This is a genomic window from Leptospira kemamanensis (genome assembly GCF_004769665.1).
In the GTDB taxonomy this organism is placed as follows: domain Bacteria; phylum Spirochaetota; class Leptospiria; order Leptospirales; family Leptospiraceae; genus Leptospira_A; species Leptospira_A kemamanensis.
On the sequence record NZ_RQGG01000007.1, the window covers coordinates 52465 to 78105 of the forward strand.

General features: G+C 38.8%; 21 protein-coding genes. 6 read left to right on the forward strand and 15 right to left on the reverse strand.

Annotation, left to right across the window (positions count from 1 at the left end; translation table 11 throughout):
- Nucleotides 1-4: 4 nt before the first annotated feature.
- From EHQ59_RS01505 to EHQ59_RS01515, 3 genes are read right to left on the reverse strand one after another with little or no spacing between them, the layout of a single operon-like run.
- On the reverse strand, nucleotides 5-1051 hold the full coding sequence (locus EHQ59_RS01505) for an alpha/beta hydrolase (protein WP_135617386.1): 1047 nt from the start codon (nucleotides 1049-1051) through the stop codon (nucleotides 5-7).
- Nucleotides 1051-2595 carry a DUF2779 domain-containing protein gene (locus EHQ59_RS01510; protein WP_244245317.1) on the reverse strand — a complete coding sequence of 515 codons (1545 nt, stop codon included), beginning with the start codon at nucleotides 2593-2595 and terminating at the stop codon, nucleotides 1051-1053. Before EHQ59_RS01510 ends, EHQ59_RS01505 begins: the two co-directional genes overlap by 1 nt.
- On the reverse strand, nucleotides 2549-3541 hold the full coding sequence (locus EHQ59_RS01515) for a helix-turn-helix transcriptional regulator (protein ID WP_135617387.1): 993 nt from the start codon (nucleotides 3539-3541) through the stop codon (nucleotides 2549-2551). Before EHQ59_RS01515 ends, EHQ59_RS01510 begins: the two co-directional genes overlap by 47 nt.
- Nucleotides 3542-3604: 63 nt before the next feature.
- Here EHQ59_RS01515 and EHQ59_RS01520 point away from each other — a divergent pair, with 63 nt between their 5' ends.
- Entirely contained in the window at nucleotides 3605-4372 is a 768-nt protein-coding gene (locus tag EHQ59_RS01520) for an LIC13411 family adhesin (protein WP_135617388.1), read from the forward strand.
- 2 nt (nucleotides 4373-4374) lie between these two features.
- Here the strand turns inward: EHQ59_RS01520 and EHQ59_RS01525 are convergent, their stop codons facing one another.
- From EHQ59_RS01525 to EHQ59_RS01580, 12 genes are all read right to left on the reverse strand, one after another.
- A complete protein-coding gene (locus EHQ59_RS01525; RefSeq protein ID WP_135617389.1) occupies nucleotides 4375-4737 on the reverse strand; it encodes an LIC13410 family lipoprotein in 363 nt (120 codons plus the stop codon).
- A gap of 31 nt (nucleotides 4738-4768) precedes the next feature.
- On the reverse strand, nucleotides 4769-6022 hold the full coding sequence (locus EHQ59_RS01530; RefSeq protein WP_135617390.1) for an MFS transporter: 1254 nt from the start codon (nucleotides 6020-6022) through the stop codon (nucleotides 4769-4771).
- 3 nt (nucleotides 6023-6025) lie between these two features.
- Nucleotides 6026-6706 carry a biliverdin-producing heme oxygenase gene (locus tag EHQ59_RS01535; protein WP_135617391.1) on the reverse strand — a complete coding sequence of 227 codons (681 nt, stop codon included), beginning with the start codon at nucleotides 6704-6706 and terminating at the stop codon, nucleotides 6026-6028.
- A gap of 80 nt (nucleotides 6707-6786) precedes the next feature.
- Nucleotides 6787-7917 carry a hypothetical protein gene (locus EHQ59_RS01540; protein WP_135617392.1) on the reverse strand — a complete coding sequence of 377 codons (1131 nt, stop codon included), beginning with the start codon at nucleotides 7915-7917 and terminating at the stop codon, nucleotides 6787-6789.
- On the reverse strand, nucleotides 7914-8690 hold the full coding sequence (locus EHQ59_RS01545; RefSeq protein ID WP_135617393.1) for a GNAT family N-acetyltransferase: 777 nt from the start codon (nucleotides 8688-8690) through the stop codon (nucleotides 7914-7916). The genes EHQ59_RS01540 and EHQ59_RS01545 overlap by 4 nt, the downstream gene beginning before the upstream one ends.
- A 106-nt stretch (nucleotides 8691-8796) precedes the next feature.
- On the reverse strand, nucleotides 8797-9750 hold the full coding sequence (locus tag EHQ59_RS01550; protein ID WP_135617394.1) for an Lcl C-terminal domain-containing protein: 954 nt from the start codon (nucleotides 9748-9750) through the stop codon (nucleotides 8797-8799).
- A gap of 83 nt (nucleotides 9751-9833) precedes the next feature.
- Nucleotides 9834-11540 (reverse strand): hypothetical protein, encoded by a 1707-nt coding sequence (locus tag EHQ59_RS01555; protein ID WP_135617395.1) that lies wholly within the window; start codon nucleotides 11538-11540, stop codon nucleotides 9834-9836.
- The gene (gene polA, locus EHQ59_RS01560; protein ID WP_135617396.1) at nucleotides 11527-14358 is read right to left on the reverse strand and encodes a DNA polymerase I; all 2832 of its coding nucleotides are present in this window, start codon (nucleotides 14356-14358) and stop codon (nucleotides 11527-11529) included. The genes EHQ59_RS01555 and polA overlap by 14 nt, the downstream gene beginning before the upstream one ends.
- On the reverse strand, nucleotides 14355-15461 hold the full coding sequence (locus EHQ59_RS01565; RefSeq protein WP_135617397.1) for a glycosyltransferase: 1107 nt from the start codon (nucleotides 15459-15461) through the stop codon (nucleotides 14355-14357). Before EHQ59_RS01565 ends, polA begins: the two co-directional genes overlap by 4 nt.
- 1 nt (nucleotide 15462) lies before the next feature.
- On the reverse strand, nucleotides 15463-16065 hold the full coding sequence (locus EHQ59_RS01570; protein WP_244245318.1) for an ATP-binding protein: 603 nt from the start codon (nucleotides 16063-16065) through the stop codon (nucleotides 15463-15465).
- A gap of 93 nt (nucleotides 16066-16158) precedes the next feature.
- Nucleotides 16159-17712, reverse strand: a complete 1554-nt coding sequence (gene gltX / locus EHQ59_RS01575; RefSeq protein ID WP_135617398.1) for a glutamate--tRNA ligase — start codon at nucleotides 17710-17712, stop codon at nucleotides 16159-16161.
- Nucleotides 17709-18581 carry a hypothetical protein gene (locus tag EHQ59_RS01580; RefSeq protein ID WP_135617399.1) on the reverse strand — a complete coding sequence of 291 codons (873 nt, stop codon included), beginning with the start codon at nucleotides 18579-18581 and terminating at the stop codon, nucleotides 17709-17711. The genes gltX and EHQ59_RS01580 overlap by 4 nt, the downstream gene beginning before the upstream one ends.
- Nucleotides 18582-18661: 80 nt before the next feature.
- Between EHQ59_RS01580 and EHQ59_RS01585 the strand changes: the two genes are divergently transcribed.
- The 5 genes from EHQ59_RS01585 to EHQ59_RS01605 all read left to right on the forward strand — a co-directional run bounded on the left by EHQ59_RS01585 (nucleotide 18662) and on the right by EHQ59_RS01605 (nucleotide 25629).
- Entirely contained in the window at nucleotides 18662-20032 is a 1371-nt protein-coding gene (locus tag EHQ59_RS01585) for a DNA gyrase subunit A (RefSeq protein ID WP_135617400.1), read from the forward strand.
- A gap of 6 nt (nucleotides 20033-20038) precedes the next feature.
- The gene (locus tag EHQ59_RS01590; RefSeq protein WP_135617401.1) at nucleotides 20039-22165 is read left to right on the forward strand and encodes a toprim domain-containing protein; all 2127 of its coding nucleotides are present in this window, start codon (nucleotides 20039-20041) and stop codon (nucleotides 22163-22165) included.
- A 249-nt stretch (nucleotides 22166-22414) separates the two neighbouring features.
- Nucleotides 22415-24232: a serine hydrolase domain-containing protein gene (locus EHQ59_RS01595; protein WP_244245319.1), complete on the forward strand. Its 1818-nt coding sequence runs from the start codon at nucleotides 22415-22417 to the stop codon at nucleotides 24230-24232.
- 391 nt (nucleotides 24233-24623) lie between these two features.
- Nucleotides 24624-25127, forward strand: coding sequence for a DUF3015 domain-containing protein (locus EHQ59_RS01600; RefSeq protein WP_135617403.1), 504 nt, complete (start codon nucleotides 24624-24626; stop codon nucleotides 25125-25127).
- 16 nt (nucleotides 25128-25143) lie between these two features.
- Nucleotides 25144-25629, forward strand: coding sequence for a DUF3015 family protein (locus EHQ59_RS01605; RefSeq protein ID WP_135617404.1), 486 nt, complete (start codon nucleotides 25144-25146; stop codon nucleotides 25627-25629).
- Nucleotides 25630-25641: the final 12 nt, after the last annotated feature.

The following is a 25641-nucleotide window of genomic DNA, read 5'->3' on the forward strand; positions in this document are numbered from 1 at the left end:
TGAGTTAGATTTTTATTTGCGAAAAAAATCGTAATAGGGACTGAAATAGGTCCTCTTCTGCTTCTTTTGCCTTAGGGATGAGTCCTGATAATTGGATGTAGCCATGGACAAGGTTTGGAAAATGGCGTTCTTCTACCTTCACACCCGCTGTTTGGAGGTGTTTGGCATAGGTCTCCCCTTCTTCTCGTAAAGGATCAAACCCAGCGATTCCGATGTATGTGGGAGGAAGACCTTTTAATTCTTTGGTTTCTGCCAAAACGGGAGAATTTTGAACGAGGCTTCTATCCTTGGTCTGAGGCAGATAATTTTGAATGAACCAACGCATGAGGGACCGGGTTAGGACATAGTTCTCACCAAAGAGTTCGTAGGTCTCTGATTCCTTGGAAGTGTCGAGCATTGGATAGAGTAGGGCTTGGTAAATCGGAGCTTGCACATTGTTTTTTTTCGCACGAAGACAAAGCGTAGTGGCAAGAAGGGCTCCTGCGCTATCTCCACAGACAGCGATGGCTTTTGGTGACCCACCGAAGATATAAGCAGAATTGCGAACATATTGGTAAGCAAGCCATGCGTCTTCATGGGCAGCAGGATAGGGGTGTTCCGGCGCTAAACGGTAATCAACTGCTATGACAATGCTTTTGGTGTAATGAGACAATTTCCGGCAAAAGGAATCATGGGTGTCCAAGTTCCCAATTGTGAGTCCACCACCATGGAAAAAAAGAATCGTAGGTAAATTTCGTTTTTGGGGATTCGCGTTATATACACGGATCGGAATGAAAGAAGCACTGGGTGTGGGGATGAGTTTGTCTTCGATATGCGCGATGGGAAATTCGTCTTCAGCGAAGAGTTTCATTTGGTCCCGAAAGTGTTTTCTCGCTTTTTCGGGACTCATATGTTCCATTTTGGGAAGGAACCTTGCGATGTTACAGGCGAGTGCACAACGCGGATCCAAAACATTGGTTTCGTCTTGGACCTTAGTACGTGTGAGAGTGGCTATCCAATTCTCGGGTAATGAAAAGACAAGTTGTGCGACTGATTTTTTGAACCCTAACATTAAATAACCGATAATTTCTCTTGTAACATTCTATAGATTAAAAACAAACCATAACTATCTAATTTGCAGTAAGCTATCAAATCCTCCAAAACACGTTTTTTTTCTTCGGTTGTCACCTGCTTTTTTATCAATCTCAAATATTGGTAATTGGCATCCTGTCCTTCGCGAATCGTAAGCCCAATATGGCTTTCTTTACTGAAACAGGGTAGGATTTCCTTAAGAGATGCCTTTCCATTCTGCATTGGATGGTAAATCCAAAGTTTTTTGAAAGGTAAGGCGAGGTCGATAAACATCGATTTGACTGATTCCCAAAATTCTAAGTATTCTGGGTAAACGTTTGCGGATTCTTGGATGATCAGTTTTTCGAAAAAATCATTAAAAGAAAAGATCGTAATGTCTTTGGGAAGGTCATTTTGCAAATGGGACAAAATGTACTGTCTCGGGTCACTTCCAATGTCTTCGTGTAAGTATGTTTTGTGGACTAGTGTATCTGTTTCGCCGTTCCAAATATGAAGGGAATACAGATAAGGTATGTGTTGGAAGGGTTTTGTGTCCGGATATATCGGAAGGTATGGGTTTACTGATTCAAAATCAAGAAATGCAACGGTTTTTGTCACATTAGAAAGGTATTGGGAGAGAGCTTCTTTGTCAAAATGGACCATCCCTGTTTTATGGGCCTCTTTTTGGATCTTTTGGATGGGAGAAAGTTCTCCATCTGGCACAGATTCGTACGAAGTGTATCCTGTTGCAAACCACTGTTTTGCGAGTTCAGAACTATCTCGGTAGTCAAAAATCTCTTTCGCATTTTCTTTTCCTTTTGCACAATGAGATGGTGACAAACATGTTTTTAGGGAACGACAACTCGGATTGTTCTCCAAAAAGGAATAGTGAACAGATTGTTCGGATGTTTTTTGAATCTCGTTTTGGAATTTGTTCCATTCTTCTGTGCGAATTCCAGACTCTGATTCCATCCGAGGGGTCATGTCCTCTATGAGTAGATAGTCTTCGGGGAGAATTGGTCCACCTTTGTAAACAAACTTGGTTTGGATTCGGATGATCTTAAATCCAAGAACACGTAATCCCATGCCTTCTGCCACTTGTTTGTAAAAGAAAAAAGATCGTAAGATGTCTTGTTTGATGGAACCAATCGGACGAAAGTCCCAAAGAATCCATCCATCTCTTTCTGTATCATATTCCAAAAACTCAACACTACAAACTAAGTTTTGGTATCGAAGTTGGGCACTGAAATGAGAAATGTTTTGTGAGATGAGTGCCAAAGATTGTGCAAAACCTTCTTCTCTGTTAGGTGACTTTTCAATCGTAGGAGAATTAGGGAATTGGTTTTTGCATAAACTTAAGAAATCACCCCATTCTAAATAACCACCAAACGAAGACGTGGTTGGTTTAGTGACAACTCCTTCCCGAATCAAATGAAATGAGTTTTGGCATTTTAAAAATTGTAAGTATAAAGATTTGGTAATGGGAGTCAAAGGGTTATCAAACGAACTGGTATAAGTTTTCCCATTCCTGTAAATGGTTTGCAAACTTTTCTTTCCAAGTGGAACTACTTTCTACCAGTGCTTCTGGTAAAATGACAAAAAATTGGAAAAGCGCATTTTGGTTGGTAGTGAAAACCTTATACTGATGATCCACGATTTCATATCTGGCACCTTCTAAAAAAGACCTCCAACGGTCTTCATACTCAGGATGAATTTGAAAGAGGATTTCCATTTCGGGATGCGTTTTCAGAGAAAGTGGGTGGAAGTTTAAATCTTCATTTGTGATTTTTAGATTGGAAAAAAACTCTTCTTTGGTTTCCTTTTTGACTGTGATTTTTGGAAGGATGAATCTTCGTAAGGATTTTTTTCCTCGATCATAGGCTAACACATAAAAGTCGGTTGTATGTTTGCGAACTAAACGATATGGTTCAATGGTTCTTTCTTTTTCATCATATCCATACACGATGGTGATGGCACGTTTGTCTTTGATGGCTTGCAGGATTTTTTCTGTATTGGATGTATCCACCGAATTTTCATCGGATTCTGACTTTAGTGTTTGTTTGGAACCATTGGGAATCAAATCCAAATGAAACGAAAAAAGTTTTTGCGACAAACTCACAAGTTCTTTGGTTAATTCTGCTGCATACAGGGACTTGGATAAATACTCCAATTCTTCTTTCGAAAATTTTAAGGAACGATCAATGGATTCTTTTTCGATGTAATAGGGGAAAAAATCTTCCGATTGGTATCCGTATTGTGCTACTTTGATATTGAATCCAAGGCTTTTTAATTGGTTGAGATCCCGATAGAGTTTTTTTCGATCTGATTCAATGTCTTCGTTTTTATAAAACCGTGGCATAATGATTCGAAACTTTTGGAAACTAATTCCTTTGGGTTCACGCAAAAGATTGAAGAGCAAACTAAAGAGGCGAACCTCTGTTTCGTTCATTTTTTTCACTTCAATCATGGGAAAATCTTCAAAAGAAGCCATATCTTCCCAAAAAGTTTGTTTTTTTGATTCCGAAAAGTAGAAAATGAAAAAAATTGGAAAAGAATGCGTTTCACGAGCCTCATCATTTGCCTTTTCTTTTTTATGAACTGCGCAACTTACTGGAAAAACCGTAAAAATGATTTTAAGGATATCTTCACCGTAGGTGTCGAAACTCCGATGTATGGTGCCGCTTTGAAAGTGGGTCCTATCCCCATCGGTTTTGTTTTCCAAGGTGGTGAATCAGAAATGGGGAAACGTGATTTAGGCCGGGGGATCGGAATTCGTGGTGGCGAAATTGGTGGGTATCATTCTCAACAACTCGTCTTCGGTATCTTAGGTGGTGAAAGTTTCCATTCTGGATTACCAGTTCTCGATGCAAAAGGGAATTGGCTTGTGGATAAAAAAGGAATTCCACTCACCAATGAGGAAAGAGCCAATTTTAAAAGTTATAAAATGCGTTATTACTCTTATTTTTATGATCCAGTCAAAGATCGTAAGGCTCGTAAAAAAGAATACTTTCGAAGAGAACTCACAAAAGACATTGTTGCAAGCACTGGCCAAAAAGAATTTTTAATTTACCTTCCCAAAGAAGACCTAAAACCATTTGGTTATCCACCTGGATATTCTTGGAATATGGAGATTGTAGGCGGAGTCTATGGTGGTGCGAGACTTGGATTTAATGTCGCAGAAGCGTTTGATTTTTTATTAGGATTTACCACCATCGATGTGTTAGATGATGATTTTGAAGGAAAGGAAAAACCAAGTTTCCCTGGTTTTCCATTCCCTGCTCCTACCGACGAAGAATTGAATCAAGAGTCGGAAGAACCTTGATTTTATAGTTTGAAGTCTTTTGCAGTGATTTTGTTTTTTGGATCAAATGTTAATTTTAAAAACTTTTCCACTGTGTCTGGTTTTTCTTTGAGAGTGTAGTACTGTTCAGGAACATCACGGTCTTCTGCAAAGTACCATGTCATCACAGTGCCACTTGGATCGATTGATTTTTCCGTTGGTTTGCCAAGAACCGCTTCTGTTTTCACCAAACCGTCTCCTACTTTGATCATATCAATTTCCAGTTTGCGAAGTGCTGTGTGGGGATGAACTTTTGTACTTCCTGCTTGTACTTTGTTTCCAGAGGAACAAGCAACAAGGAATAACACGGAAGCGAGTGTACCAAGAATCAATAATCTTTTGAACATAAACCTTTCCTAAGATGGATTAGGAGAAATTCTACAGGATGGGATCGGGATTGGCAAGTGTAATCTTTTCTCTTTCTTCATCGATTCTGTTCATTTTACTCAAAATCTTTTTAAAAAATGGAATTGTCATAAAAACAAGACCTATCTCTAAAAATCCAAAAAAGAAAGAAAGGGCAGAAAAACTATATTCTTTAGGCAATAAGGTTTCAAAAACGGACTGCATCTGAACTGAAACGAGTGGGCCTAACATAAATCCAAGGGAACCCACACCTGTGAAGGCAGACATGGTGGTCGCAGTGAGGCCTGGTTTTGACATTTTGCTGGCTAACATCATGGATGGAACAAACATCACACCCGCTCCAATTCCGCATAATAATAGAAAGAGAAATAAATACCAAAAATCATTCGTAGTTCCTGACATTCCCAAAAACACTCCGTAAATTGTTGAACCAACAAGTACAAGTGGTAAAACGCCTGTTTTGCGAGAAAGTAAAGCGGAAGGATAAGACAATAAACTCATTGGAAATAACACGAGTCCTAAAAATACACCTAACATTCCTGGATGGAAGGCCAAAGTTTCTCTTAAATGGAGATTTAATGAAGAGATGATAAATCCAACAGTAAAACGATCAATAAAATTGAAGAGGAAAGGAACAAAAAGAAACGGGTTTTCAAAAATAGCATTTTTTAAGTCCGCTAATTTAAAATCTTTGACCTTATGAATTCCTTTGTCTTTCAACATAAAAAAACTAGCGATTCCAACAAAAACTAAAATCCCTGACCCCACATAAAATGGTAATAATGGATTATTCCTTCCTAAAATTCCGAGTGGCATTCCAAAGGCTCCACCAAGGGATAAAAACATTCCCGTGATTCCCATAAGAATTCCTTTGCCATAATACCTTTTGTTTTTAGGATCATTTTCTTGGTCTGCAGCAGAACTTAAGAGTAAACCTATGATGAAGATATGGGAGGCACCTTCTAAAAATCGAATGAACAAAAATAAATCCATGTCTTTAATGATAGTTAGAAGGTAAAATAAACCAGCGTCTAAAAAACAGAAAAAACTGATGAAATACTTTCTGTTTTTAAAACGATCTGAAATCATTCCCGCAACTGGCGCGAAAAGAAAGGAACCTAACATTGGTATGCTTGTGAAATAAGCGACTTCCCAATTCGAGCCGAGTAATCTATCTTTCACAACGTCTTTGACAACCGGCACAATCATTGTGACGGGCAACATCGATAAAAATACTAATGTTACGAGAGTGTAAGGGAATCCCAAAAATTATCCTGCCGGTAAAAGAGTTTGGTAACGTTCCATTCCAATATTCTCTTTGAGATCGGAATCGAGTTCAATAAACAAAAATTTGTTTAAATCAAATGTGGTTTTTGCTTCTTCTAGAAGTTCCACTTTTTGGGAATCATTCAAAGGTAAGGTATCCAAATTTTGTCGGTAAATTCCTTTAAATGCCATTAGGTCCTCAATCTCTGGAAATTCATAAAAGGCTGTTCCTTCATTTCCTTCGAGTCCAAAGGTTTTTGCCACCACTTTTTTAATCGCCTGCCCACCTGATAAATCTCCCAGATAACGCACGTAAGCTTGTGCTACCAAAAGTTCTGGTTTGGAACTTGCAATCTTTCGAATGTGGTCGATGTAGTTTTGAGTGGCTTTGGAAACTTCCCCTCTAAGTTTCGTTCCAAACTTTTTTTGGAAAGTGGCCATATCTTCAGCTAAAGTTTTTTCGCGAAATAAACTAGGAAAGTACAACTTAGCAAGGATAGGATTGTCTTTGTTCTCTCGGTAGAGTTCTTCCATCACTTGGTAGACGGCATGAAGGCTCTCTAGTTGGTAGGTATAGGTTTGTGCATCGAGTCCCCCTCGAAAAATCGCTCGGATATAGGGAACTTTTTCCGTTTCCTCGTGTTTTTGTGCCGTTCCCTCTCGTAACATCATCGCAACCGACATAATGACTCCTTCTTCTCTATTGTGAGAATCAATCTCATATATGACACTTCCCTGACAATCGAGGGAACTGTCAAAACGTTTTATAGGGAGTCTTCCTGAATTGTTGAGTTCCAGAACTCAAGTGGTGTAGATTGTCTTGTTTCTGGGTAGAGAAAGTAGGAGAGGAAAAAAATGAGGATGGAGACTACAATCCCCAAGGTGGCAAGAACCACATCCTTTCCCACTTTGCGAAAGGTGTCCAAATAGGGTAAGTCTTTGTAAGTGATGACGTTTAAGATGATCTCACGACCGGCAAGGAGGCCAAGAAAGGCCCAAGTGGTGGACATCGGAATGTTACTGATGGCTTGGAAAAAAAATAACAAACTTCCATATACCAAATCCACAATGGTCGCTGCCTTTGCCCATTGGATGTCTGACTTTTCGGAGACAACTTGTTGGATGGTGCCACCATTTGTGCGGATGATGATAAGAAGGGCAAAGATTAGGATGAATACGGCCACTAGGAATTCGAAAAATCCCAATTGTCTAGGAAGAAACACGGCGATATTGGCTGTGTCTTGGAAGAGCCATGCCACCCATAAATACATTGTGGACAACCATTGTAACCTAGACCATCGCCTTTCGGAAACAGGATCGGGTGTATGCACTTCATGGTATTCGTGAGGGTCAACTTTGACTAAAACAGCCCAAACCACTATGGCCACAAGAAATGCCAGTCCGTATCCAAAAAAGGATTTGGTTAACATTTGGTCGATGCTTTTACCACCAAACAATCCTAAGACGAGAAACGTTGTCGATACAGGAGCTCTAAGCCTTGTGATGACTACAAGTAATACGGGAGCGAGTAGTTGGATTAAATTGAAATCTTTTGTTTCGGGGATGGTGTCCAATCGGTGGAAGTGGATTTCCCCACCATGGTAAAACCAAGCAAGTAAGTGTACAAAAAATAAAAGACCACCGAAGACGAGGATCTTTTGGAGCCAATGGACTGACTTTTTACTTTCGATAAAGGTCCCGATGGTTTGGACCGCATCATTTCCTGCCACAGAGAATGATGCAATCGCGAAAGAAAACCATCCGAGATAATACCGAGGAATGCCTAAAAAATAACCAAGAGTGATTCCCATCACCAAAATAAGGGTCAAACCGAAAAATCGAATTTGGTCCTGTTTTGTAGGGTGTTGGTAATCAATTTCTTGGTTTTGGCTCATGCATTCATATAGTGTTTCGCATATCTCTCCGTAATTTCCTTGCGGTCGAAAAGAATAAACACGTCTGTAGTACCAAAAACTGAATCCAGTGCAGGAATTCCACAGATTTTAGCACCCACTCGGAGATATCCTTTCAAAAGTGGTGGGATATTTTTGGAGATTGATTTTGGATCTTCTACATGGAAATTTTCATTAAACCCAGGAAGGATATAATCTGGATTAGGATATACACGGAATTCTTCTGGAGCGATGGCATCTTTTGCTTTTAAGAATCCAAAAGATTGAGACGCAACTTCCGCATCTGTGGAGTGAATGGATCCACAACCCATGAGATAACGAACATTATGTTTGTTCATGAATTCTGCAAGACCTTGCCATAACAAAGAGATTACGGAACCATCTCGATATTCTGGGTGAACACAAGAACGACCTACTTCTGCAATTTCATCTGGTAGGTTATAAATGGATGTGATATCAAATTCGTTTTCGCTATAAAAACCAATTCCGTTTTTAGCATTTTGGCGCGTGAGGATTCGGTAAGTACCCACTATTTTTTTATCATCAGTGGATTTATCAATCACGATCAAATGGTGGCAGTATAAATCATATTCATCACGATCTTTTCTAGTAGCAGAAGATTGTGGCAGACCTTCTCCCATTTCTAAATTAAACACTTCATAACGTAAGGCAAGTGCTCTTTCAATTTCGAGTTGGTTTTCTGCTAAACGAACTTCTAAAATTCGTTCTGTTTTATTTAATGTATTTGGTTTCATAGGATTTGGTTTCCTCTTGTTTATCTGCCATTTAAGCTAAAGGATCTCGGTTACGATTATGTGACATTCCAATGAATTTCCAAGAAAGAATGTGGTAATTGGTTCATTACAAATCAGTGACACATAGGACTTGGTTTGTACTGTCTTGGTCTGGAGTATACATTTGACCTGTATTCAAATCAAGTGCAAAGGCTTGGATATCATCTAAGCTATAAGATGTGGAAGACCATAGAATATTGGATGAAGATAAATTTGTAAATATCGATGTATTTAATGTTGGTGAAGTATATCCCACATTACATCCGATAAAGTCATTTAATGGGACAGAAGGACCGGAATTACATACAACTATTTGTTTAAGTTCATCTTTTGTTGGTACTCTCCAATTTGTAATTTGAAACTTTTTATTAGTGTTGTATTGGCTGCATGCATTGTAGATATCACTGTCAGCGGAACCTATCCAGGGAGGTGAGGAAAGTTCTCCACCTGCAATATCATTTGTGCATCCGCGAGAGGGCGATATATTACAAAAATTCAAATAGAGAGATATATTATATTGAGTTCCTGATGTTCCTGCTCCAGTGCAGTCTCCGATTCCGGATGGATTCCATTCTTGTCCATAAGCGCAACGGCTGATCCCAACTTCTTTATTGTTTGTAAAAGTTTTAAAGAGTGGACATGTGATTTCTAAACCTTCTACATCGTCTCCTGATTTTCTGCCTGGATTTGTCACTATGCAATGTAAGTTGTTTGGCTGTTTTGAAACATAAACTTGAGGAAATAATCCTCCTCTTGTAATAATGTCAAATTGTCCATTCGTGACTATTTCATCAGAAGGTGCACCTAAAAGATATTGTATACGTAAAGTATTTCCTGCTGTGAGTCCTGAGATAAAACCTTTTACACGAAAAGGTGGACAAAGGAGAGAACCTCTTGTGTTACATTCCAAAATTTGTGTTTCGATAAAGTCTTTCGATTTTGGATCACTTGGATTGTTTAATTCTGGTCCTTTGCAAAAAATCAAAGTTACAAGTATCAGAATTAGATAAATCAACTTCATGTTTTAATCTCAGGATATGAGTTTAAGGCTATGAATTCTGTTTGTAAAGAAATAAATTTCCATAAATGTTCTTGGGTTCGAATTCAATTAAAATCAATCTGGCAATTTGAGTTTACAGTTACATTTTTGAAAAAGGATTTTTTGATTGAATATTTTACTTGCAAAGATTGAATCTGAGATTCGATCGGTACCGCCAAATACCCGTTCCATGAACATGGTGTCACCTCCAGAAGGTTTGTTACAAATCCAGGATGAAACTTTTGGTTGATCACAAGGATTTGTCCTTTGGGAAGTACTGCAAATTGGAAGGAATCTGGTTTCCATTGGATGGGTTGTACCTTTTCGAAGGAAGGGTATAAATAAAACTCACCATGGTAATCTTTTGTATCCATTGTCTTGTTTGCAAAAAGGAAGGTTAGGTTTTCGTAGATGTCGTTCGTTGAGAGATTGTTTCGGATTGCAGGAACCATCCTCGAATCAGAGCCGTAATCGGGTAATGATGATACTGTGATGGGATATGATTCCTTGTTTTCTATGGAGAGAGTCGGTGGTTTTAAAATAAAGATTTCATCCAAATACTTGGTATTCATTTTACGCACATCGAGTGTGTGAAGGAATAATAAAATGAAAAGTGAAATGGAAACATAGGTTTTGAATTTTGGCCGAACCATTTCCAAAATAGTATCGATACAGACGACCAAACACCAAACATATAAAAAAACAACACTGAGACTCCACCTCGGATACACTCGCTCCTGTGAGTAGATGGGTAATTGTTCTAAGAGGTTGGCAGGCGAAAGGATAGATGTTTTTCCTAACATGATCCAAATCGTAATTCCCAGTAGTCCTAATAGAAAATAGAACCGACGTTTGGTGAAAAGTAGGAGTGGAAATGCATAAAAGGGGATTTGGCCAATATAATTTCCATATTCCCAAAATCGGTATTGCATTTGGGAAAGAGATTGGGATAGAAGTGGGTGTTGGGATGAACCAAAAAAGATAGGATATAAATCAGAAAGAGAAAGTGGAAACTGGTCGGGAACAAAATACCTTCCTACTTGGTGGACAAATAGAAACATAGGAACCCATTTGAAAGAGAGCACAAAAAGGATGCAAACAACCAAAAAGAAAAAACGTGAGATGGATTTCCTTTTTTGATCCGATATAAAAATCTCTCTACCACTTAAAAATACTAGTAAAAATGCAACTTGGGTGATTGTGTAAATGGCCCCTTCCGATAACATGATATAGGCGATTAGAATCGTAAGGGAGAATATCCATTTATTTTTATTTTGGATGAGGTATAAAAAATAAAACAGAAATGCTGGTAAAAACAATCCTTGGATTTGGTTCATGTGACCTGCATACAGTTTTTGAAAAAAGTAACCAGAGAATTGGAAAAGGCAAACAAATAGAATTGATGTTAGATGAGATATCTTGTTGTATAAAAGAAAGGAATGGTAATTTAATATTCCTGTAAAAACAAAATAGAAAACAAAACTCAGTTTGAGAGCAGTAAGTCCTGAGACAAAAATTGCGAAGAGGTGAGTGAAACTTCCAACCTTACTCGATGGGTTTTCAAAAACAGGAAAACCAGCTCCATAATAAGGATTCCAGAAAGGAAAACTTCCAAATTCTACAAAGGATTTTCGTAAAAATTCCACATGGAAAGTATACAAATCCCAATCAAATCTACCGAGCAGTTCATTTGATTGGAAAATGACGGGAAAGTTCCAGAGATAAAGAACAAAAAAGAAGAGAAGGCCAAAAATAGGCCTAATGTGCTTCATCCCAATTTCCACCAAACTTGCCTTGTGCGACAATGGGAACCTTGAGTTTCATTGCAGATTCCATTTCATCTTTTGCCATTTGATAAAAATCATTTTTTTCTTTTGGATCTACTTCAAAAACAAGTTCATCATGGACTTGTAATAAGAGTTTGGATCGAAAGGATTTTTTTTTGATTTTTTCATGGATGCGAATCATGGCAAGTTTGATCATGTCAGCCGAAGTGCCTTGGATCGGTGAATTGATGGCAACACGTTTGGCACCTTCACTTACCATTTTATGCGAAGAATGGATGTCGGGAAGATATCGTCTACGACCCAGTAAGGTTTCTACATATCCATTTTCTTTACAAAACTCAACAATTTCTTCCATATAGGTGGCAACACCTTTGTAAGCGGCAAAGTATTTCTCTATAAACTCTTTTGCTTCTTTTCGGCTGATTCGTAAATTATTGGACAATCCAAATGAGGTTACACCATAAATCACAGAAAAATTCACTACCTTTGCTTTGTTTCGCATATCGGGAGTTACTTGGTCTTCTGAAACTCCAAAAATTCCTGCGGCCGTTCGTTTGTGAATGTCTGCTCCCGATTTGTAAGCATCAATCATATTCGGATCATTGGAAAAATGAGCCATGATTCGAAGTTCTATTTGGCTATAATCGAGAGAGAGGATTTCAAAACCTTTTTTGGCGATAAAACCTTTCCGTAATAATCTACCTTCTTCATCTTTGATGGGAATGTTTTGTAGGTTTGGATTGGTGGAGGAAAGTCGACCAGTCGCTGCAATGGTTTGGTTATAACTTGTGTGGATCCGATTCGTTTTTGGATTCACTAGAGTTGGCAATGTATCCGTGTAAGTGGATTTTAATTTGGAAAATTTACGAATGGCTAATAAATCATCAATGATGGGATGAGTACCTTGTAACGATTCCAAAACAGAATGATCTGTGGAATAACCAGTTTGAGTTTTTTTCTCTGCAGGGAGTCGTAAGTCTTCAAATAGAACGGTTTGCAATTCTTTTGTAGAATTTACATTGAATTGCCTACCTGCATAAAAATGGATGTTCTTTTCATGTTCTTTGATTTTGGTATCAAAGGTAACTGACAAAGACTCAAAGTATTTTTTGTCTACAGCAATCCCTTCAAACTCCATATCGGCCAAGGTGAGTAATACTGGCATCTCGATTTCATAAAATAATTTTTGATGAATCCCTTCTTCCATTTTTGGTGCAAGGGCATTGTGGAGTTGTAAAGTAATGTCAGCATCTTCACAGGCATATTCAGATACTTTGTCTGGATCTATGTCGTAAAGGTTTTGTTTCTTTTTTCCTGTACCAACTAACTCTTCATATGTGATGGTTTTGTAGTTGAGATAGTCAACTGCCATATCATCCATATTATGCCGTCTTTCCCCTGGATTTAAAAGGTAGGAGGCAAGCATTGTATCAAAATAAATTCCTTTTAGCTCAATTCCATAATTGCGAAACACTAAAAAATCATATTTAATATTTTGCCCTAGTTTTTTCCATTTGGCATCTTCTAAGATTGGTTTTAATATTTGAAGTGCTTCTTCTGCTTTGGGAAGGAGATGGCTGTAAATGGATTCTGAATGGGAAAACGCAATGTAATAGGCAATGCCAGGTTCTTCCGAAAAAGATACACCGAGTAACTCCGCTAACATGGGATCTTGTGAAGTGGTTTCTGTATCGATAGATAATGGTTTTTTCGAAATTAATTTGGAGACAATTTTTTTGAGTTCATCAATGGATAAAATTCGTTTGTAAGATTGTTTGGCAACGACTGAGGAAGTGGAACGGGCAACCTTTCCTTTTTTGGAACCAAGAGAAGGTTCTTCCAAATTTGTTTCTTTTTTTCCCTTACTGGATTTTTTGGAAGTTGGTGAATCCTCTTTCGAGTCTCCGTCGCTGACAATGGGGATACCAGCTTGTTTCGCTAAATCTCTGTGCAGGACATTATAACCTTCGTCTTTAAAATACTGCACTTTTTTAGGATCATAATAGTTGGGTAGTTTTAAATCTGACTTTTTGATATCGAGTTTGAGATTGGTAACAATTGTTGCTAGTTTTCTGGATAAAAAGGCATTTTCTTTTTCAGCGAGGAGTTTATCGATCAGTGATTTGTTTTTTACCTTATCAATTTTTTTATAAATGGTTTCTAAATCTCCAAATTCTTGGATGAGTTTGGCAGCACCTTTTTCCCCAATCCCTTTGACACCTGGGATGTTATCGGATGCATCACCCAGAAGTCCCATATAATCGGGAACTTGTTCTTTTGAGATTCCAATATTTGCCTTCACCCACTTAGGATCAATTTTTTCAAATTCGGAGACTCCACGTTTACCACGTAACATGTGTATGTTTTTGTCTAAAACTTGGTATAAATCTTTATCACTAGAAAGGATGACAATCTCTTCAAATTCTTTCCCAAATTTTTTGCATAAGGAACCAATGATATCGTCTGCTTCGATACCATTGATTTTATACATGGGAAATTCCAACGCTTGTAACATCTCATAGATCTTATGAATTTGAGGTTTTAAATCCTCGGGCATAGGTTTTCTATGAGCTTTGTATTCTTCATACAAATCGTTACGTTCTAACCTTGTGCCTGGATCAAAGGTGAAAGCAATATGAGTGACATGTTCATCTTGTAATAGTTTGAAAAGCATCCTCCAAAATCCAAAGATAGCTCCACTGGGAAGTCCTGTTTTAGAATTGGTAAGATTAGAAGCAGCAAATGCAAAGTATGCCCGAAAGGCAAGTGCGTGTCCATCGATGATTAATAATCTTCCACTCATTTGCTTTCTCCATACAGAGTATCCCCTAAAAAGGAATAATAAATTAACTTTGTTTTGTCGATTGTTTTGGAAACCGAAAATCGTTTCACGGAAGTTTTGTTAAAGTTTCCAAATTGGGACCGTAGGTCTTCTGAATTCACCAATCGATCTAAACCTTGGGCAATGGATTCAGAATCTCCCACTGGGCAAACAAAAGCACCTTCGTTATGATCCAACATTTCACCAATGCCTCCACCATTTGTAGCGACAATTGGCAGACCACATGCCATTGCATCTAACACTGCAGTGCCTAAACCTTCCTCTTTTGAGGTGAGAGTGAAAATATCGAATAAAGAAAGTAAGGCGGGAATGTCTTTCCTGTAACCTGTAAAAATAATTTTATCTTTTAAATTTAAACTTTCTGCTTGGCTTTTGAGTTTTTTTTCTAATTTCCCTTCACCTACAATCATCACACGAAAATCATGATTGGTCTTCATTTTCGAGACGGCTTCAATCAGTGTTTCTTGGTCTTTGTGGTCGACAAGTGCCGCAACATTTCCAATCACAATGGCTTTTTTTGGGATGTGAAACTCTTCCCGTAAGTATTCATGCGCAGTTGGTTTGGAAAATCGTTTTAAGTCAATGCCAGAATAAACCGTAATGATTCTTTCTGGATCAATTTTGCTACTCATCATTACTTCTTTAATCTTTTCGGAAACAGGCAAATAATAATCGTTAGCTGGGTGTTGGTATTTCCATCGGGAAAAGAAACTGGTTTTAGGTTTGAAATCCACTCTTCTAGAAACGATGAGAGGGATTTTGAGATGATTTCGTTTGGCAAGTAATGCCAATGTATGCGCATGAGCGGTATGTGTATGAATCAGTTTGACATTTTTCGATAAACAGAGAGATCGAATATTCTTATATGCTTTTCTATCCCATTCTCCCCGCATTTCAATGGGAACAAATTCGTATCCATTGTCCTTACATTTTGCCTCAAGTGGGGAACCTGGTTGGCCAACAACCATTTGTGGGATTTTGTAATTTGCCAATCCTTGAACGAGATAATAAAGCTGTTGTTCTCCGCCGCGCCATTCGCGGGAAGTGTTGATATGTAGGATCAAATTATAAGTGTTTGGAACGGTCGTATTCGAGTGCGATGATGGAGCCCATTACTTTGAACCCCGCCGGAGCTTCGTCTACCATTCCTTCTCCGTGAAACATTACTTTAACGGAGTCCATCATGGCATTGATTATTTTCAATCCTTTTCCCATGTTCTTATGTTTTTGGCCAGAACCGTTATAAGGTAGTGTTTGTGGTTTTTTGCTTTGGTGGTTTTTGATATGATCGAGGAAAGTTGAAAAACATTGTGATTGGTTCGAACGTAAAAGTTCTTTGTCATTGTCTGGGACAGGAGACTCACCAGATAGTCCTGATCCATAATCCAATATGTACAAAGTGAACTTTGCTGCGTCTATTCGCCAACGACAGATGATGGTTTCATCACAGGCACAAGAGACATTGGCTGCCACTGCATTGGTCAGTGCTTCGTCTGCTGCGAGTTCAATCTGCATGATATTTTCGAAACTGAACCCGTTATCTAACAAAGTTCGTTTGAGTTCGTGTCGGAACTGTTTGACAGAGGACATATCAGGAGGCAAAAACATGGCGTACGACCCAGGCGATGGGCTTAACAGATAGGGAATCACTTCAGATGGTGCTGTCAATGGCCGCCGTTTCCTCTCTCACATCATATTACACGATGCGAAGTGAGAAAAAAAGCCAAAAATACCTGAAATCCGAACAGATCTGTAAAAAATTTACCTAAGCGAAATGCCTAAGATCCCTGCGAGTTGTTCCATCCGTTTCACCATCTTATCCTGTCCGAGGAGGCTAAAGAGGATGGGTAGTTCCAACCCATGGGATTTTCCCGTCGTGATGGCACGGATCGGCATAAATAAGGTGCGTCCCTTTTCCCCAGTTGCTTCGCCCGCCTTTGCCATCGCGTCTTTGTAAGCATCAGGAGTGGTAAGAGAACTACCTTTCACGATTTGGTAAAACTGAGTGACCACTTCTTTTCCTTTGCCATCGAGAACCAATTGTTTGGCTTCGTCGTTTTCAAAACTGACATTTTCTAAAAAGAATTCTTCAATATAAGGAGGCGCTTGGATGAGCCTATCTAAGTACACCCGAACCGAATCCAAAATAGAGAGAAGTTGTGGGTTCTCTCCTGATTTGTATGCTTCTGGAATTTGGCAATCACGCAGGAAAGGTTCTAACGCTTTGCCAAGAGTTTCGATTTTAGCATCGCGGATGTATTTATTCGACATCCAATTGAGTTTGGATTTAGGGTTTAAGTATTCTGCAAGTCCAAGGATGGTTAATTTATTGAAATCAACTGTTTCCTTTTCTTCTTCTTTTAGTTTTTTGAAGACATCAAAGGTCGCAGGAGATTTCGAACAACGTTCCACATCAAACACAGAACACAATTCTTCATCACTCATGTATTCTTTTCCATCAGGAGAAGTCCATCCAAGGAGGGCCATGTAGTTTCGCATGGTTTCACTGGAGTATCCTAAATCACGAAAGGCAAGGACTGACGTGGCGCCAGCACGTTTGGAAAGTTTTTTCCCATCGGTTCCTACGATTTCACTCGCGTGTGCAAATCTGGGAAGAGGGAATCCAAAGGCTTCAAAAATTAAAATTTGTCTCGGAGTATTGGAAAGATGACCCACACCTCGGATCACATGAGTGATTTTCATCAGAGCATCATCAATCACCACAGCATAGTTATACGATGGGAATCCGTCAGATTTTACGATGATAAAATCACCGATGAGTTTGGACTCAAACTTCACTTTGCCTTGGATCATATCATCCACGATCACTATTTTGTGAGGAGTTTTGAAACGAACCGTAAAAGGAGTTTTTTTCTCGAGTTGGGAACCAATTTCTACTTCCGATAAATCAGAACATTTTCCGTCGTAGATGTATGGGATTCCCATGGCGTCTGCTTGCTTCTTTTTGCCTTCTAATTCTTCTGGCGTACAAAAGCAGCGGTATGCTTTTTTTTCCTGAATGAGTTTGTCTGTGTATTCTTTGTATATATGAATTCGTTCCGATTGCGTATATGGTCCGTTAGGTCCACCCACTCCAGGACCTTCATCCCATTCCATTCCAAGCCATTTTAGGGATTCTAAAATGATTTTGAATGATGCTTCCGTGGATCTGTCTTGGTCTGTGTCTTCGATCCGTAATAGGAACTTACCTTTTTTGGCTTTCGCGTATAAATAATTAAATAGGGCAGTTCTTGCTCCACCGACGTGAAGAAAACCAGATGGAGATGGGGCAAATCGTGTGCGAACTTCTGTCATTTCATTTCCTCTTTGAGTAAAAAATCTCCCATTCGTTTGTAACCAAATGGTTCTTTGGTTTTGGTTGTGAGACCATTCGTATAGGGAGGTACAAAGTATAATTGCAGATCGTTTTCTTTAAATATAGGTTTGAAGAATAATTTATCTGGTTCTGATTCATTCCATTCATAACTGAGTTGGAGGTAATCATAATGAGTGGAAGCATGTTCTGTGGAAATGGTTTGGTTGTTTATTTTTGTAAATAGACTGGAGGATGTAAAAAATTGATTGGAACCAATGCTATGAGACCAACGATTTTCTCCCCCAATTTCAGAACGATTTCCTTCTTCGATTAAGTTGCCCGTATCACCTACGATTTCAAAAACTTCAATTTCATCAATGGATGTCTTATTTTCTTTATAAGCAATTTGGTTTTCAAGAAGGGATTGAATGTTGTTTCCTTTCACTTCTTTGAAAAAAGATTCTTTGTATTGGAACAGATATTTTTTTTCGAGTTTGTCTTTTTGGAATTTGCCTACTTTGCGAGTCCAAATGATTTTATATAACTCAATGGTTTCATTTCCAAACTCAAAGTTGATTTTAGAAACAAAATTAGGGTCGTAAGCAATGAAACTGAATTCAATTTTCTCTACATAACCACTCAGTTTGCCTGGTTCCCACTGGATACATCGGTAATGAGAGGAGCCATCTTTGAAGACAGAAGGATTCATTTTTCGTGGTGATTTGAGAAACAAAACAGATGCGGGAATTTCCGATTTTGCCTCACGAAAGAGAAGGCTATTTAGGTTTTGGCAACTCCATCCTGAAAAAAAAATCAAGAACCATAAAAGCCAATGAAAACGGGTATATTCTTGAGTTCGTAGGGACATAGATAGGTGCGTATCGCCAGTCTAAAAAGGGAAAACCGCTTGACAAGTCAATTCATCGCACCCGTGTGTCATTTGGAACCATGAAGAACGAAGAACAGTATCCGAAACGCCCCTTTGAAGACCAAGTGAATGATGACCAAAGGAAATACTCCCGCTATGTATGCGATTCGAGAGCTATTCCGCAAGAAATTGATGGCCTAAAGCCTGTTCAACGACGAATTCTTTGGGCTATGTGGAACTCCGATGCGAGAAACCGTCACACGAAAACCGTAAAAGTCGCAGGACTTGCGATGGGATACCATCCGCATGGTGACCGGTCCATCCAAGATGCCCTTTCGCAAATGGCACAAGACTTTGCCTTTGCCAATAATTATCCTTTGGTACATGGAGAAGGAACCTTTGGAGACGTACTCGATCCCAATGCAATTGCTTCCCCACGTTATACAGAAGTCAAACTTTCTGACTTTGCCAAAGACTTAGGTTTTTTCGAAAGCCTTCCTGATATTGATTATGTCAAAAACTACGATGAAACGGAAGATGAACCCATTCATTTTGTAGGAAAGGTTCCTGTCGTTTTACTCAATAACATCCAAGGAATTGCAACGGGATTTCGTTGTTTCATTCCTGCTCACAAACTGAGTGATGTCATCGATTCACAAGTGACCTATTTAAAAACAGGAAAACCAAAAAAGATCACACCATGGTACAAAGGGTACGGTGGAGAAGTGAAGTTGTCCAAAAATGACAATGGTAGCACTGTGATGTCGACTACCTTTGGTTTCAAAAAAGAAGATGGGAAATTGTTTCTTGTTGATTCACCCATGAACTGGAACCGCGAAAAAGTGGTGAACTACTTAGATGACCTCATCGAACGAAAAGACAATTGGCTAAAAGACTACATTGATCATTCCAGCCAAACCTTCAAAATTGAATTGGTTGCCAAAAAAGGGGAAGAACCTTCTGAAAAAGAAATCAAAGAACTTTTTTCCAAAGAAAACAATGAAGTTCTAACCATCAATGTCATCACACATGAAGGAAAACTTCGTAATTTTGTTCCAGAAGAAATCATCAAACGTTTCTGTGATTTCCGAAAAACCCATCTCATCCGCAGATTCAAACGACTTGCTGGACTCGAAAAAGAAAAAATTGATCGGAACTCCGAACTCATTCGCTTCATCAAAGAAAAGTGGAACGAAAAGGTAACAGGCATTAAATCCAAGAAAGAATTTGAGGACAAACTAAAAGCAGCCAAGTTCGTTTACTTCGAATGGTTGAGTTCCATTCCTGTTTACCGTATGACTTTGGAAGAAGTTCGTAAATGTGAAGATGCCATTGTAGAAGCAAAAACCAAATACACTGAGTATACTGCGTTACAAAAAGATGATAAAAAACTCACAGGTTTTATGACAGATGAGTTAGATGAACTGAAGAAAAAATGGGATCCGAAATAAAGTATTATGGCTCAAAAAACTGAAAAAACCTCAGGAAATTCGCGAAATTTTAAGAAATTATCAAACGTAGAACACGTACGGATGCGTACGGGAATGTGGCTTGGGCAAAACTCCCTTTCCACATTTGAACAACATTTTTTTACCAAAGACAACTCTGGTAAGTATGATATCGTCCACGAAGAACTTTCTGACATCCCAGCCAAACTCAAATGTTTGGATGAAGCATGTATGAACTGTGTGGATGAATACAGGAAGAACTTAAACGACAAATCCATTCCCGAAAAAGACAAGATGAACAAACTCATCATCCAATTGTCAACGGATCGCAAACGTGTGACCATCCAAGACAATGGACGTGGGATTCCTGCAGACAATGCCGAAGGAGTTTATCTCCACTTGATGTATGGGGAAAACTTTGACGACAAAGTGAAAGAAGACCATGTTGCCGGACAAAACGGAGTGGGGATTTCACTTGTGAGAATGGTTTCCTCTTTCTTTCGAGTGAAAACCATCAATGGTGGAAAAGCTTACAAAAAAATGTTTAGCATCCATGATGATGTAAAAAAAGTCATCCGCAGTTTCAAACTTTCCAAAGAAGATACAGAACGTGTTCACTTGTACTATGATGAGCATGGAACCTTTGTGGATTGCCCATTACTTTCCGCTGATCAAATCAAACAACTAAAAGGCCCTTGTGACAAAACAGGGATGACTGCGGTTGTAGAAGCTGCGAAAAAAGAAGACCATGGAACGACAGTTGAATTTGAACTGAACCCAGCATACTTCAACAACCTAGATACTTCTTTTAACATCAATTTGGTGAAACAATACCTCCAAGACATTGCGATGTCAAACCCTGGCCTTGAAGTTGTTTTTATTCACAAAACGGGAAAAGAAAAATATAAGTTCAAAAAAGGTTTTGATGAGATCTTTAGTAACTCCGAGATGGTGTACTACAAATTGGATTATTCTGATAAGGCATCTGCATCACAAATCCATATGGATACGTATGTGGTTGTGGGACAAAACAAAACTCTCACTTGGGTAAACTCGATTTTTTGTCCACAAGGTGGATCGGCAATTGAGTATTTAGAAAACCGACTTTGTGATGAGATCCGTAAAAAATCTCAAATTGTGAGTTTAGAAAAGAAACTGAATACACAATGTACACGTAACGATGTGAGAAGTTGTTTTCACATGTATGTGAACCTTCGGATCTTAAACCCACGTTTTAAATCCCAAGATAAATCTTACCTCATCAATGACTTAAATGAGGACATCCGAAAGTCTGTGGACAAACACCTCGACAAACTGTTGAAAAAAACGGGCCTCATTGAAGAAATTAAGATGGTGATGGAGCGTAGAACCCAACTCAAACAGCTCGAGGATGCGCAGAAAGGCCTCCGTAAGGCGTCTCGGAACAATATCCCTAAGCTGATGCCTCCCACAGGCAAACCAAACGATCCAGGTCGAATTTTGTTCGTAGCAGAAGGGGACTCGGCTATTGCGGGTCTACGTCCAGCTCGGAATCCCAAATTACATGGTCTTTTCCCTCTTCGGGGAAAACCACTGAACTGTAAAGGCATGTCACTTGCCAAAGCGATGCAAAACGAAGAGATGAAAAACATCGTGGCAATTGTGGGACTACCTCTCGACCAAAAAGTGAAATCCATCGACGAATTGAATTATGATAAAATCAGTATCATCACCGATGCCGATTTTGATGGGTATGCGATTCGTTCTTTGATGTTGTCTTTCTTTTATGAGTATTGGCCTGAACTGTTTGATTTAGGTTTTATCAATATTTCCGCAGCACCACTCTATGAGGTGGATGTAAAGTGGAAAGATGGTAAAAAAGAAACTGTTTTCTGTATTGATGACTCCGACTATGATAAGTTAGTTGCTCGTGTCAACAAACAAGGTGCAGAGATCACTCGTAAAAAACGAAACAAAGGTCTTGGGGAAACTGGAAAAGAAGCCATGAAGTATGCGGTGGATCATTGTATGACCACCATCACTATTGGTAATAAAAAATCAGCGAAAACCACTCAAGACTTATGGTTTCACAAAGACTTTGCAGAAAAACGCCGAGAAGCGATTTCTGAATACTCAATGAGTGTGATCCAAGACTAATTCACACAAAAATCCCAAGTTTTGCAAAGCAACAAACAGGCTCCAAACGAGGGCCAGTTTTGTTGTTCTTTCCGATTCGCATAGCGATCACTCCTCATTCCATAGGTTTGAGGAGTTTTGTATTTTAAGGGCTTGTTCTGAAATCCAATGCTTTTTTCCTTGAGGGGTATGCAATCGAAGGAAGAAAAAAACATCCCTTCTCGAAACAGAAAGGAAAAGAAATCAATCTCAAAAACTAACCAAACCAAAATGGAATCGGTGAAGGCCAAACGTAAAACCAAGTCTCCGAATCTCGATTCCATTTTCCCGATGCGCATTCTCTTTTTATTTTTTTTCACATTCATTGTTCACTGCCAAACGAATCGAGAAAAGGAAAGTCCTTCCTATTTTCAAAATTTAGAAACCACGAAATCCGAAATGATCTCCCAGTGGGAGAAACTTGCCCCATCAGGAATCAAATCCCTTTCTTATATGTTCATCATGAGTGATGGAAAAATCCATCATGGCCAATTAGGAAACAAATCAGAAAATCAAGTGGATCGTTTTAAAATTGGAAGCATTACAAAACTCTTTACTGGGATTGCTATTTTGCAATTGCAAGAAGCCGGTAAACTAAAGTTAGATGATCCTATCACAAAATGGATTCCCGAAATCAATCAAATGAAAGTCCGAAAAAGCGGTTATCGTGAAATCACGATTCGAGACTTACTCACCCACCAATCGGGACTTCCTTCGGATGTGGCGAATGGTTTTTTCCTTTCCCCTGAAGCAAAGGAAGAAGAGATTTTAGATTCGTTTCGAAACTTACCGAAGGCAATCATCGGAATGGAACGTGGGGAACCTGGGAAAATTCATTCCTATTCCAATTTGAGTTTTGGACTTTTGGGGAATGTCATTGAACGTTCGTCAGGTGAAAGTATAGAGTCCTATTTCCAAAACCATATTTTTAAAGTAGCGGGAATGAAACATACAACCTTACTCGAATCTCTTCCTGATTCAGAATTGATCTCTGGATATTCTGGTTATGTATGGAAAACCCAAACCATTCGCCCTGTGATTCGAGATTTGACTGCAGGTTCCATCTCCACAACGGGAGAAGATATGGGTCTTTTTATGAAGGCATTTTTCAGAAGCAAACAAAACAAAGGTCTTTTGTCTCTGGCCAGTTTCGATGAATTTCACAAAACTCAAAAAAGTCCAAAAGCCAATTTTGAAATGAAGTTAGGTTTACCTGTGTTGAAAACAAGTTATACCGCAGATGGAAATCAAATTTGGTTTTATGGTCACTCAGGTTCCTTACCACCTTTTTTTGCTGATCTTGTGTATGATCCAAAAACAGAAATTGTTTCCTTTGTGGCAGGCAATACCCTCGGACTGCAAACAGGAAACTTACAAACTACCAATCACAATGTGATGGAAATTCTATGGGAAGAAAAAATGGGCAAACGACCAGAACCGAGTCCACTTCCGACACTGAAATCTAGAACAGTAGTCGCTGGAGAAGAGGGATATTATGTTTCACCCATGGGCATCCACGAATATAAACATGGGAACCCTCCCACTTTAGGTTTAATGGGATTTGATGTAGGTCTTGTCGAAAGAGATCATCGTTATGGAATCGACTTACGGATCTTATTTGGTCTGATTTCCATTAAAGATCCACAAATCAGTGAGATGCGCGTTGAATTTGAAACATGGGAAGGATCCACCATTTTCACTTTATATGCAAAAGGATTACCAAAGGGAACAACTGGGATTGGAGTCAAATTTTCCCCTGACAACCATTTTCCAAACTCAGATTATTTTGGAATTTTTTTGACAAAAGAGAAATATGCCATCATCCCCAAACTCAAATTGGAAAAAGACAAACGAGGATTTCCACTTCTGACCATCTACTACCATTTAGGTGGAATGGAAAACTCAATCCAAGTTCCTTGCCAATGGGAATCGAAAGACACCTTACGCATCTTAGGATATGGAAGGAATTTAGGAGAAACGTTACTCCTAGATAGAAGAGAAGGAAAACCTTCCCTTCGTTACTCGGGAGGAATCTATGAAAAAAAATAACGGAAAGATCGAGTTACCATGATTCATTTTATTTTTAGTGAGAGCATACAAAGGAAAGGTGGGGTAAAAGCGAAGAACGAAATTCTTTGAACCTAGTTCAGAAAATGATGCCGGATATTCGTTTTTTAGCATTCCCGCATGAAATCACCTAACGGTCTTCCTTTGGGTGAATCCAAGTTTGGTAAAAAATAGTAAGATACCCAGGTTGATCCTGCCATTGGCGACAATTTCCATTTAAAAAGTCTCTCACTTTTCTTCTATTTTGAGTGAATCCATTACAAAAATGTTTCTATAATTTCATAAAAAGAGTCAAAAAAGTTTTTGACTAAAGAAAAACCTCTGATACATTTCGACCCAATTTGAATCGAAAGTTTCAAAAGGAGATTTCGAAATGGGAAAAAGAATTACCTCAATCCTATTTTTGTCTGCTGCTGTTGTAGCTGTCACAATGACATCTACTGCTGTAGAAGCAAAAAAATATGGTATGGCTGGTTGCGGATTAGGCTCGTTGATCATCACAAGCAATGATAAAACACAAATCTTTGCTGCGACTTCTAACGGTATTTACTACAACCAAACTTTTGGTATTACATCTGGAACATCCAACTGTACTGCTGACGGTGTTGTAAAACAAGAAAAAGTACAAGAGTTGTTCGTGACTATGAACTACGATTCTTTAGGCCAAGAAATGGCTTCAGGAAAAGGGGAAAAATTAGAGTCTTTAGGAAGTCTTCTTGGATGTTCTAGCGATTCATTGTCTCGATTTGGCCAAGTAACGAAAGAAAACTATGCTAAACTTATCACTGAAGATTCAACTCCAGCAAGTGTTCTTTCTGCTGTAAAATCTGAAGTTAAAAGCGACAAAATCCTCGCTAAATCTTGTTCACAAATCTAAGGAGATATGAAATAAAATGAAAAAGTTAACACTCATCTCCACAATCGGAATCTCTATGGTTCTTCTCGCTTCTCAAATGTCCGCTGCCCCTAAATACGGTATGGCAGGATGTGGACTCGGAACTCTTGTAATGCCTGGTGGAAACCAAGTACTTGCAGCTACAACGAACGGAACAGCTGGTAGCCAAACTTTTGGTATCACAACTGGAACTTCCAACTGTACTGCTGACGGCGTTGCACAAAAAGAACATGCTCGAGAAATCTACGTTCACATGAACTTTGATAGCTTAGAGCAAGAAATGGCAGCTGGTAAAGGTGAAAAACTTTCTAACCTAGCTTCTCTTTTTGAATGTAAATCTGGTGTTCGTTTTAATGAAGTAGTAAAACAAAACTACTCTAAAATCTTCACTGAAGAATCTAAGGCAAATCCAAGTTTGATGTTGTCTAACCTTCATGAAACTTTAGAAAAAGACGAAACAGTAAAAAATTACTGTAAAATCTAGTCCTTTGTAAAA

Coding starts and splice junctions, on each gene's coding strand:
- EHQ59_RS01505 (WP_135617386.1), bottom strand. CDS start 1,051: ATGTTAGGGTTCAAAAAATCAGTCGCACAACTTGTCTTTTCATTACCC.
- EHQ59_RS01515 (WP_135617387.1), bottom strand. CDS start 3,541: ATGGCTTCTTTTGAAGATTTTCCCATGATTGAAGTGAAAAAAATGAAC.
- EHQ59_RS01520 (WP_135617388.1), top strand. CDS start 3,605: ATGCGTTTCACGAGCCTCATCATTTGCCTTTTCTTTTTTATGAACTGC.
- EHQ59_RS01525 (WP_135617389.1), bottom strand. CDS start 4,737: ATGTTCAAAAGATTATTGATTCTTGGTACACTCGCTTCCGTGTTATTC.
- EHQ59_RS01535 (WP_135617391.1), bottom strand. CDS start 6,706: ATGTCGGTTGCGATGATGTTACGAGAGGGAACGGCACAAAAACACGAG.
- EHQ59_RS01540 (WP_135617392.1), bottom strand. CDS start 7,917: ATGAGCCAAAACCAAGAAATTGATTACCAACACCCTACAAAACAGGAC.
- EHQ59_RS01545 (WP_135617393.1), bottom strand. CDS start 8,690: ATGAAACCAAATACATTAAATAAAACAGAACGAATTTTAGAAGTTCGT.
- EHQ59_RS01550 (WP_135617394.1), bottom strand. CDS start 9,750: ATGAAGTTGATTTATCTAATTCTGATACTTGTAACTTTGATTTTTTGC.
- EHQ59_RS01555 (WP_135617395.1), bottom strand. CDS start 11,540: ATGAAGCACATTAGGCCTATTTTTGGCCTTCTCTTCTTTTTTGTTCTT.
- polA (WP_135617396.1), bottom strand. CDS start 14,358: ATGAGTGGAAGATTATTAATCATCGATGGACACGCACTTGCCTTTCGG.
- gltX (WP_135617398.1), bottom strand. CDS start 17,712: ATGACAGAAGTTCGCACACGATTTGCCCCATCTCCATCTGGTTTTCTT.
- EHQ59_RS01580 (WP_135617399.1), bottom strand. CDS start 18,581: ATGTCCCTACGAACTCAAGAATATACCCGTTTTCATTGGCTTTTATGG.
- EHQ59_RS01585 (WP_135617400.1), top strand. CDS start 18,662: ATGAAGAACGAAGAACAGTATCCGAAACGCCCCTTTGAAGACCAAGTG.
- EHQ59_RS01590 (WP_135617401.1), top strand. CDS start 20,039: ATGGCTCAAAAAACTGAAAAAACCTCAGGAAATTCGCGAAATTTTAAG.
- EHQ59_RS01595 (WP_244245319.1), top strand. CDS start 22,415: ATGGAATCGGTGAAGGCCAAACGTAAAACCAAGTCTCCGAATCTCGAT.
- EHQ59_RS01600 (WP_135617403.1), top strand. CDS start 24,624: ATGGGAAAAAGAATTACCTCAATCCTATTTTTGTCTGCTGCTGTTGTA.
- EHQ59_RS01605 (WP_135617404.1), top strand. CDS start 25,144: ATGAAAAAGTTAACACTCATCTCCACAATCGGAATCTCTATGGTTCTT.